9 protein-coding genes are annotated in these 10,328 nt (G+C 67.8%); 5 read left to right on the top strand and 4 right to left on the bottom strand.

Translation table 11 applies throughout. The annotated features are described in order from the left end of the window. The coding region (locus AOK03_RS08490) for an ADP-ribosylglycohydrolase family protein (protein ID WP_208609516.1) at positions 1-548 on the top strand (548 nt) is incomplete at its 5' end. Positions 549-677: 129 nt separating this feature from the next. Here AOK03_RS08490 and tuf read toward each other — a convergent pair. From tuf to rpsL, 4 genes are all read right to left on the bottom strand, one after another. Beyond that, entirely contained in the window at positions 678-1,871 is a 1,194-nt protein-coding gene (tuf, locus tag AOK03_RS08485; protein WP_055564553.1) for an elongation factor Tu, read from the bottom strand. 144 nt (positions 1,872-2,015) lie between these two features. Beyond that, on the bottom strand, positions 2,016-4,142 hold the full coding sequence (gene fusA, locus AOK03_RS08480) for an elongation factor G (RefSeq protein ID WP_055564552.1): 2,127 nt from the start codon (positions 4,140-4,142) through the stop codon (positions 2,016-2,018). Between the two features lie 39 nt (positions 4,143-4,181). Next, positions 4,182-4,652, bottom strand: a complete 471-nt coding sequence (gene rpsG / locus AOK03_RS08475) for a 30S ribosomal protein S7 (protein ID WP_003974303.1) — start codon at positions 4,650-4,652, stop codon at positions 4,182-4,184. Between the two features lie 2 nt (positions 4,653-4,654). After that, the gene (gene rpsL / locus AOK03_RS08470) at positions 4,655-5,026 is read right to left on the bottom strand and encodes a 30S ribosomal protein S12 (protein ID WP_003948652.1); all 372 of its coding nucleotides are present in this window, start codon (positions 5,024-5,026) and stop codon (positions 4,655-4,657) included. Between the two features lie 386 nt (positions 5,027-5,412). On the opposite strand from rpsL, the gene AOK03_RS08465 reads away from it, so the two are divergent. The 4 genes from AOK03_RS08465 to AOK03_RS08450 all read left to right on the top strand — a co-directional run bounded on the left by AOK03_RS08465 (position 5,413) and on the right by AOK03_RS08450 (position 10,163). Further along, on the top strand, positions 5,413-6,129 hold the full coding sequence (locus AOK03_RS08465; RefSeq protein ID WP_055564551.1) for a Crp/Fnr family transcriptional regulator: 717 nt from the start codon (positions 5,413-5,415) through the stop codon (positions 6,127-6,129). A 116-nt stretch (positions 6,130-6,245) separates the two neighbouring features. Continuing rightward, positions 6,246-6,989, top strand: a complete 744-nt coding sequence (locus AOK03_RS08460; RefSeq protein WP_055564550.1) for a hypothetical protein — start codon at positions 6,246-6,248, stop codon at positions 6,987-6,989. Continuing rightward, positions 6,986-9,121 (top strand): hypothetical protein, encoded by a 2,136-nt coding sequence (locus AOK03_RS08455; protein ID WP_055564549.1) that lies wholly within the window; start codon positions 6,986-6,988, stop codon positions 9,119-9,121. The genes AOK03_RS08460 and AOK03_RS08455 overlap by 4 nt, the downstream gene beginning before the upstream one ends. A 13-nt stretch (positions 9,122-9,134) precedes the next feature. Then, the gene (locus AOK03_RS08450) at positions 9,135-10,163 is read left to right on the top strand and encodes a hypothetical protein (RefSeq protein WP_055564548.1); all 1,029 of its coding nucleotides are present in this window, start codon (positions 9,135-9,137) and stop codon (positions 10,161-10,163) included. Positions 10,164-10,328: the final 165 nt, after the last annotated feature.

Raw genomic sequence — 10,328 nt, 5'->3', positions numbered from 1 at the left:
CCGCCCTCACCCACGGCCACCCCACGGCGCTGGCCGCGAGCGACCTGGCCGCCCACGCGGTCGACCTCCTGGGCCACCGCTGCGCCCCCTCCGACCTGCTGCCCCTCCTGCGCGCCCACGCGGAGACGTCCCGCTCCACGTACCGCACGGACTGGCTGGGCGACCTGGCGGCGCGGGCCGGGGCCCCGAACCCCGCGGAGTTCATCGCGGCGGGCTGGGACGAGTGCCTGGCCGCCCTGTCGGCCGTGGAGAGCGCGGTACGGGCAGGCGACCCGCACCACGAGCCCGGCCGGGCGGTGGGCGCCGCCTGGACGGCCGACGCCGTCCTCGCCGGCGCCCTGTACGCCTTCCTCGCCACGGACCGCCACCCCCGCAACGCCCTCCGCCGCGCGGCCCACACGTCGGGCGCCTCCGCGGCGACGGCAGCGCTGACCGGCGCGCTCGCCGGAGCCTGCCGCGGACCGTCGGGCTGGCCGCCGGAGTGGGTGGAGGCGGTGGAGTACGGGGAGCGTCTGGGGGCTCTGGGCGGGGCGTGGGACCGGGCCTGAGCGCGAGGCGGAAGATCCGGCGGGCAAGCAGAAGGGCCCGTACGACCGGAGTCGTACGGGCCCTTCCGTTACTGCGATGCGCTCAGTTCAGAGCAACCGGGTCTCCCCGATCCACAGGCAAGCGAATGCTTACTTGTTGATCTTGGTGACCTGGCCGGCGCCGACGGTCCGGCCACCCTCACGGATGGCGAACTTCAGGCCCTCTTCCATCGCGACGGGCTGGATGAGCTCAACGGTCATCTCAGTGTTGTCGCCCGGCATGACCATCTCGGTGCCCTCGGGGAGGGTCACGACGCCGGTCACGTCGGTGGTGCGGAAGTAGAACTGCGGGCGGTAGTTGTTGAAGAACGGGGTGTGACGGCCACCCTCGTCCTTCGACAGGATGTACGCCTGGGCCTCGAACTCGGTGTGCGGCGTGACCGAACCGGGCTTGATGATGACCTGGCCGCGCTCGACGTCCTCGCGCTTGATGCCACGGAGGAGCAGACCGACGTTCTCACCGGCCTGGCCCTCGTCGAGCAGCTTGCGGAACATCTCGATGCCGGTGACCGTGGTGGTGGTCTTCTCGGTCTTGATGCCGATGATGTCGACGGTCTCGTTGACCTTGAGGACACCACGCTCGATACGACCGGTGACGACGGTGCCACGACCGGTGATCGTGAAGACGTCCTCGATCGGCATCAGGAACGGCTTGTCGACGTCACGCTCGGGCTCCGGGATGGCGGAGTCGACGGCGTTCATGAGCTCGAGGACGGAGTTGCCCCACTCCTTGTCGCCCTCGAGCGCCTTGAGCGCCGAGACCTTGACGACCGGAACGTCGTCGCCCGGGAACTCGTACTCGGAGAGGAGCTCACGGACCTCGAGCTCGACGAGCTCCAGGATCTCCTCGTCGTCCACCATGTCGGCCTTGTTCAGGGCGACAACGATGTACGGAACGCCGACCTGGCGGGCCAGGAGCACGTGCTCCTTGGTCTGCGGCATCGGGCCGTCGGTGGCGGCAACCACGAGGATCGCGCCGTCCATCTGCGCGGCACCCGTGATCATGTTCTTGATGTAGTCCGCGTGACCGGGGCAGTCGACGTGGGCGTAGTGACGCGCCTCGGTCTGGTACTCGACGTGCGCGATCGAGATCGTGATACCGCGCTGGCGCTCCTCGGGAGCCTTGTCGATCTGGTCGAAGGCCGAGGCCTCGTTCAGGTCGGGGTACGCGTCGTGCAGCACCTTGGTAATGGCGGCCGTGAGGGTCGTCTTACCGTGGTCAATGTGACCGATGGTGCCGATGTTGACGTGCGGCTTAGTCCGCTCGAACTTCGCCTTCGCCACTGGGTCCTCCTGTGGAGTGGTTCTGTACGCCTTGCTTCATCGGCGCCAGGTGATCTTTGCTGGGAAGCCAGCCGCCGGGGTTCTTGCCCTGCGGGGTCGAACCCCGGCGGATGGTGTCAAGCCTAAAGCGTGAACTCGGGTGAGTTACTCGCCCTTGGCCTTCGCGATGATCTCCTCGGCGACGTTCCGCGGAACCTCGGCGTAGGAGTCGAACTGCATTGAGTAGCTTGCGCGACCCGACGTCTTGCTGCGGAGGTCTCCGACGTAGCCGAACATCTCCGAGAGGGGCACGAGGCCCTTCACGACGCGAGCGCCGCTGCGCTCCTCCATGGCCTGGATCTGGCCACGGCGGGAGTTGATGTCACCGATGACATCGCCCATGTAGTCCTCGGGCGTGGTGACCTCGACGGCCATCATCGGCTCGAGCAGCACGGGGGACGCCTTGCGCGCGGCCTCCTTGAAGGCCTGCGAACCGGCGATCTTGAAGGCCAGCTCGGAGGAGTCGACCTCGTGGTAGGCACCGTCGAGAAGCGTGACGCGGACGCCCGTCATCTCGTAACCGGCGAGGATGCCGAACTGCATGGCCTCCTGCGCACCGGCGTCCACCGACGGGATGTACTCCCGCGGGATGCGGCCACCGGTGACCTTGTTCACGAACTCGTACGACGCGTCGCCGTCCGTGATCGGCTCGATCGCGATCTGCACCTTGGCGAACTGACCGGTACCACCGGTCTGCTTCTTGTGGGTGTAGTCCACGCGCTCGACGGTCTTGCGGATCGTCTCGCGGTACGCGACCTGCGGCTTGCCGACGTTCGCCTCGACGCGGAACTCGCGCTTCATGCGGTCGACGAGCACCTCGAGGTGAAGCTCGCCCATACCACCGATGATGGTCTGGCCGGTCTCCTCGTCCGAGTGGACCTGGAAGGAGGGGTCCTCCTCCGAGAGGCGCTGGATGGCGACACCCAGCTTCTCCTGGTCGCCCTTGGACTTCGGCTCGATGGCGACCTGGATGACCGGCGCCGGGAAGTCCATGGACTCCAGGATCACCGGCTGCTTGTCGTCACAGAGCGTCTCACCCGTGGTGGTCTGCTTCAGACCCATGACGGCGACGATGTCACCGGCGCCCACCGACTCGATCTCCTCACGCTTGTTCGCGTGCATGCGGTAGATCTTGCCGATGCGCTCCTTCTTGCCCTTGACGGAGTTCAGCACCGCGGTGCCGGAGTCCAGGCGACCGGAGTAGATCCGGACGAAGGTGAGCTTGCCGAGGTGCGGGTCGCTCGCGATCTTGAACGCGAGGGCCGACAGCGGCTCCTCGTCGGACGGCTTGCGCTTGACGACCGTCTCCGGGTCCTTGACGTCGTGGCCCTCGATGGCCTCGACGTCCAGGGGGGACGGAAGGTAGCGCACGACCGCGTCGAGCAGGGGCTGAACGCCCTTGTTCTTGAACGCGGTGCCGCAGAACACGGGGGTGACGGTGGTGTCGCCGCCCTTGCCGGAGGCGATGGTGATGCGACGGATCGCCGCGTACAGCTGCTCCTCGGTGGGCTCCTGGCCCTCGAGGTACAGCTCCATCATCTGCTCGTCGTTCTCGGCGACAGCCTCGAGGAGCTTGCCGCGGTACTCGTCGGCAGCCTCGGTGTGCGTGTCGGGGATGTCGACGATGTCGTAGGCCTCGCCCATCTTGGTCTCGGCGGACCAGACGAAGGCCTTCATCGTGACGAGGTCGACGACGCCCTTGAAGTCAGCCTCTGCGCCGATGGGCAGCTGCATGACGATCGGGGTCGCACCGAGGCGGTCGACGATCATGTCGACGCAGCGGTGGAACTCGGCACCGGTGCGGTCGAGCTTGTTGACGAAGCAGATGCGCGGGACGCCGTAGCGGTCCGCCTGACGCCACACGGTCTCGGACTGGGGCTCAACACCGGCGACGCCGTCGAACACCGTCACGGCACCGTCGAGCACGCGGAGCGAACGCTCCACCTCGACGGTGAAGTCGACGTGGCCCGGGGTGTCGATGATGTTGATGGTGTGGTCGACGTCGTTCAGCGGCCAGTGACAGGTGGTGGCAGCAGAGGTGATCGTGATGCCACGCTCCTGCTCCTGCTCCATCCAGTCCATCGTCGCGGCGCCGTCGTGGACCTCGCCGATCTTGTACGACACACCGGTGTAGAACAGGATCCGCTCGGTGGTCGTCGTCTTGCCCGCGTCGATGTGGGCCATGATGCCGATGTTGCGCACCTTGGCCAGGTCAAGTGAAGTGGTAGCCATGTCGGCTCAGTCTTCTCTCGGTCTCGATGGGGGTAGCGACTACCAGCGGTAGTGCGCGAAGGCCTTGTTGGACTCGGCCATCTTGTGGGTGTCCTCGCGCTTCTTCACAGCGGCACCGAGGCCGTTGGAGGCGTCGAGGAGCTCGTTGAGCAGACGCTCGGTCATGGTCTTCTCGCGACGGGCGCGGGAGTAACCGACGAGCCAGCGCAGGGCGAGCGTGTTCGCACGGCCCGGCTTGACCTCGATCGGGACCTGGTAGGTCGCGCCACCGACACGGCGGGACTTGACCTCGAGGGTCGGCTTGATGTTTTCCAGCGCGCGCTTCAGCGTGATGACCGGGTCGTTGCCGGTCTTCTCGCGCAGGCCCTCCATGGCGCCGTACACGATGCGCTCGGCGGTGGAGCGCTTGCCGTTCAGCAGCACCTTGTTGATGAGGGAGGTCACCAGAGGAGAACCGTAGACCGGGTCGATGATGACCGGGCGCTTCGGGGCGGGGCCCTTACGAGGCATTCTTACTTCTCCTTCTTGGCGCCGTAGCGGCTGCGGGCCTGCTTGCGGTTCTTGACACCCTGGGTGTCGAGGGAACCGCGGATGATCTTGTAGCGAACACCAGGCAGGTCCTTCACACGGCCACCACGCACGAGCACGATGGAGTGCTCCTGCAGGTTGTGCCCCTCACCCGGAATGTAAGCGGTGACCTCGATCCCGCTGGTCAGACGCACACGCGCGACCTTACGCAGGGCCGAGTTCGGCTTCTTCGGGGTGGTCGTGAACACACGCGTGCAGACGCCACGGCGCTGGGGCGAACCCTCGAGTGCGGGCGTCTTGTTCTTCTCGACCTTGTCCTGCCGGCCCTTACGGACCAGCTGCTGGATCGTAGGCACTACTTCTCCGGTTTCTGTGTGCCGAATAGTAAAGCTAACCCGGAACTTCGCCGACCCACGCGGTCGGGTGTGTCGAATGCTGCAGACTCCCGCCGCAAGGCGGAGAGGAGCGCAGATTACGGTGGCCGTTCCAGGACTCCCGCAGCGGTTGAGGACACGCGCGCGAGCCCAGGCACACCCCAGGCACAAGGTCTGAGCGTACCTACCTCATCGGGTTCGGTCAAAACAAATGCGATGGGGGGCGACACGCCGGGCTTTTCGATTCGTGCGCGAGCACCCCAGGCCAGGGCGGCCGATTGTCGCCGGTTCCCCGATCGGCCACCTCAAGTACGTTGACTGGTTGCGAGATCAATGGCATCGGCGCACGTGAACACGGGGGCAGCGGGATGACCGGCGGGCTGGGGCACGCATGGAGCGACGACGGCCTCGATGATCGGGTGCCCTTCCTCGCCCGACTGGAGAGGGACGACCGCACCGCGCTGCTGGCCATCGGCCGCCCCCTGCGCTATCCCGCCCGTGAGGTCATCATGCGCCAGGACGAGCCCTCCACTCACGTGCTGCTGCTCCTCCAGGGCTGGACCAAGGTCACCGCCACCGCGGCCAACGGCTACGAGGCCCTACTCGCCCTGCGCGGCCCGGGCGACATCATCGGAGAGGGCGCCGCCCTGAGCGGCCGCGGCCGCTCCGCCACGGTGACCGCGCTGGAGCAGGCCGAAGCGGTCGCCATCGAGCAGGGCCGCTTCACCGGGTTCCTCGCGGGGAGGCCCGAGGTCGCCCTCAAGCTCCTGGGGCTCGCCACCGACCGACAGCGTTCGACCGACCGCCGCCGACTGGAGTGGGCGGCGCTCACGGTGCGTGAGCGGCTTGCTGTCCTGCTCCTCGACCTCCTGCGCACCCACGGCACGCGGACGGACGAGGGCATCGCTCTGACCATCCCGCTCAGCCAACAGGAGTTCGCGGGTTCGGTCGGATCCTCTCGCGAGGCTGTGGCCCGGCTCCTGAAGGAGCTGCGAGACCGGCGGATCGTCGTCACAAGCCGCCGCCGGATCATCGTCGTCCGGCCGGACGTTCTGCGTCGCATCGCCGGAAGCGAACCCACGTAGCCCGTCGTCCTCTGTGCACACGGTCACAGTTCGTACGCGTCATCAGCCCTCTGAGGACCGCCCCCAGCCCGCCATTCTGCTGGTCGACGGAGCAATCCGACCGACGAGAGGCAGACATGTCCGAGCCCGTGAACCGCACCATCCTGCTCTTCGACATCGAGAAGTTCGGCACCCGGGACGACGTCGAGCAGGCGATTCTCCGACGGCTCCTGTACGACGTCGCGGACGGCACGCTCAACGCCGTCGGTGTCAGCGAGACCGCGCGACTTCGCACCGACCGAGGCGACGCCGTCATCGAACTCATCGACGCCAATGTTCCGGTATCCACCCTGGTCAAGGCGCTGCTCACCGAGACCCCGATGCTGCTGCACGCGAAGAACCGGCTGATGGCCAGCAGCACCCAGATCCGGCTGCGCATCGTGCTCGCTGCCGGGTACGTCGCCCTGGACGAGAACGGCTGGGTCGGATCGGACCTCAATCACGCCTTCCGGCTCCTCGACGCGGACCCGCTGCGAGAGGCACTGAAGTCCACCGACGGCAGCAGCGTTCTCTGCGTCTCCGACAGCGTGTACCAGGGCGTGGTGCGCCACGGCCACCACGGAGTGCGCCCCGAGGAGTTCCATCAGGTCGACGTGCAGGCCAAGGAGGGTGCCACGAGCGCCTGGCTGCATCGGGTCCCGTCGGCCGCGCGGAACGACGCGAGCGCGGCCGGGCCCGGCTCCCCCGGCCAGGACAGTCCGTCCGGCTCCCCTTCCGGCAGCACACAGATCATGGGCTCGCAATACGGGGTGGCCGGCGGCGAGGTCAACGGCAACCTCTCCTTCGACTTCCGCGGCCAAGAGCAGGGCGGGAGGCAGTGAGCCAGGACGGGCGGCCCGCCGCGGGAAGGCCGTCGAAAGGCGAGCACCCAGACAAGGCAGAGAAGCCCGGCAAGGCTGCCGCCCAGGCGAACGCCGACTCCGCCCCCGAAGGGCAGGAACACGACGAGGCGACGCAGGATCCCGGGGAACGGCAACCGGCCTGGGCTGCCCGCCGTGACCTCATCGACCACACACCCGACACTCTGATCACCCGCGATCAATTCGGCGTGGTGGGCGGCCATGTCTCCGGGGACGTCATATTTCAGCTCGGGGCAACCGGGTTCGGCGGATCCCTCCGCGCAGCATCCGGTCACATCCCGCAGCACCGCCTGGAGGAACTGGCTCCCGTCTACCGGAGCTGCCCGAGCTTCGACGAAGCCCTGAAACGGCTCCGTGACGACCACATCGTCGTCCTTCGGGGCAGCCGTGCCAGCGGCCGGGGGGCCGCCGCACTGATGCTGCTGGACCGTCTCGGTGCCCGCCCGATCCGGCTGCTCGAGCCGGACACCGCCCCCGCGGCCCTACCGGATGCTCTCGACGGGGCGCCGGGCTATCTCCTGCACGAACTGACCACCAGCCGCAGCAGGCCGCTGCTGGAACCCCACGTACTCGGCATGCGGGATCAGCTGACGCGGCACGGGGGTCTGTGTGTGATCACGGTGGAGACGGCGTCCGTGCTGCTCGACGTCCCCTGCGTCGACTGGGAGCCACCACCGGTCGAGGACATCCTCGCCGCTCATGTGACACATCTGGCCGGGGCAGAAGCCTGGCAACAACTGCGTCGGACCGAACCCGTCGAGGAGTTCGTCGCACGCACGCACCAGCCCGGCGAAACTGCCGGGTTCGCCGTACAGCTCGCCGCTCATCACCGTGGCGAGCTCGATGAGGAGAAGCTGATCAACTTCGCCCGGTCGGCGCTGGCGGATCGCGTCAGCCGGTGGCTCACCGCACCGGAGAGGCCAGACGGCGATGAGCTGCGCGACAAGGCGTTCCTCATCTCCCTCGCCGTCTTCGACCGTGCTCCTTACGCCACCGCGGCAGAGCTCGGCGACAGCCTCTTCGTCCAGCTCCAGGAGACGGCCAATCCGTACGAGGCCCCGCGCATCCCGATCTTCGGCAGCTCCATCCCCTCGCGGCTGGAGCTGGCCCACGCGCTCGGCTCCACGCGGGACGAGGCCACGGAATGGGGTCCGGTGTCCCAGTACTCCGTCGAGTTCGAGGATGTCGACACCGCACGCGTGCTGCTGCACGAAGTGTGGACCGTGCATCCCTCGACCCGGCCGCCACTGGTCCGTTGGCTCCGGCAACTGGCGGCCGACGGCCGCCCTCTGGTCCGCACCCGCGCCGCGGCGGCCACCGCGCTCCTGGCCAAGGCAGACCTGTCGTCCGCCATGGCACATCTGATCGAGCCCTGGGCCAGCGGTCGGTCGTACAACGGTTGGCTGACCGCCGCCAACGCACTCAGTCTCGCGGGCCTGCTCAAAGTCGCGGGCGTGCACCGCATCCTGCACACCTGGTGCACCGGGGACCACCCCAGTCGCCGCTGGACCGCCATCCGTGTCTACGGACTCCTCGGCCCAAGGCATCCCGCGGAAGCGCTCGAGGCGCTGCTCGACGCCGTGCGCCAGGAGAACGAGGGCGAGGAAGAGGTCAGCCAACTCGCCGAAGCCACCCAGCTGTTGCTCCTCGCGGCCCGCGAGCCGGTGCTCAGAGCACTCGTGCCGCTGCTCCATGAGGACCCCGCAGTACACGACCACATCCTGCTGGCCTTCGGGCTCGCCTGCCAGGAGACGGTGGAGGGCACCGATCGCCCTCTCGTCCTGCAGTGGTACGCCACCGCCCACGCCGCCCCGGGCAGCGACGAGGACGAAATGCTCGTCGCCCTCTGGCGTGCCGCCCTGGGCGATCGCGCCCATACCGACGGCACTCTGGAAACCCTCCAGGAGTGGCTTCGCGCCGCGGAACACGACCGGCACGTCGAGGATTCCTTGGCCCTGCTGTTGTCCGACCTCGCTGCCCCCGCCATCGACCATCACCGGATCAGCTACCTCCTGCGCACCGCTCGGGAGGCCGACGGCAGCCCTCTTGGCGTCACCAACCGCTTGCAGGCAGCCGTTTCCGCTCTTTCATGACCCTAGGAGCACCATGGCAAACAGGCATGACCGGCCGGACCCACTGGCTTTCCAGCTCTCCCCCGCCCTCGCCGAACAGCCCGGCCAGCCCACACAGCCAGGACAGCACGAACCATCCGAACAGCACGAGCAGCTCGCCCGGCTCGAGCAGCGGGATCGCCCGAGCCTCCTCGACCGCCCCATCGGGCTCATCGACCCCGTCCTGGCCGTGCGTCATCTGTCTCGATACGAGCTGCCGGGGAGGCGTTACCTGGGGCGTGCGGACTGCGCGCTGGTCCTGGCCGGGGCCGGTGACGCGTACGAGACCTACATACCCCCGCGGCGTCCCGTCGGCCTCCGTGGCCATACCGCTGTGTACGAGGTGGACATGGGGGTTCATCCGCTGTGCCTCCGCACCCGACTACCGAGCGCGATCGACAACTTCGAGTTCGAGGCGACCTTTGACCTCACGTGGCAGGTGGTCGGCCCGGAACAGTTCGTCATCAGCCACGAACGTGATGTCCCGGCACTGCTGAACCGGGTACTCCAACGGCTGATGCGCCCGACAACGCGGCAGTTCCCCGTCTCCTCCAGCGCTGCGGCCGAACTTGCCGTACAGAAGCTGCTCGACACATCCACGGGCATCGCGGTGCGCCAGGGCCTCCGGATAGAGGGCACCGCACGGCTGGAGCGGGACGCGACGCTGCGCCGTCTCGAACAGGAACAGGAGCTCAGGGCCAAGAAGATCGCGTTCTACCGCCACCATCTCGATCGAGGCGGACTCAGCTCCCTGCTTCTCCACCTGTCCGAACACCCGCAGGACACCGGTCTGGTGGTGGACAGCCTGCGTACCGAGGATCTCAAGAAGGTCGAGCACCAGCTCCAGCTCATAGACCGCGTACTTCCGGACGGCCCCTTGGAGAAGTACCAGCTCGAAGAGCCCCAGCAGTTGGTACTCGCCCTCTTCAGGTCCGCACTGAGGCAGGTGAAGCCCGGACCGACCCCGCAAGAGGATCCGCCGCTCAAGTCAGCCGCAGCACTCCGCCCGGCCGAGCGCCTCTAACCCAGGGAGGGGACACCGTGTCCCAACCGTACGAACCGGAGTACCCCGAGCACATACCTGCAACAGCACCTCTGGACCCCCGGTCGCCCACCGCACCCTCGCCCTCGCCCTCGAAGACCGACCCCGCCTCAGGCCGCGTCCACATCGCGGCCCCTCGCCGGCGAG

The organism is Streptomyces atriruber (assembly GCF_001418325.1).
GTDB lineage: Bacteria > Actinomycetota > Actinomycetes > Streptomycetales > Streptomycetaceae > Streptomyces > Streptomyces atriruber.
Note: the sequence above shows the minus strand (reverse complement) of the source record. Positions and strands in the feature narration are given on the sequence as shown.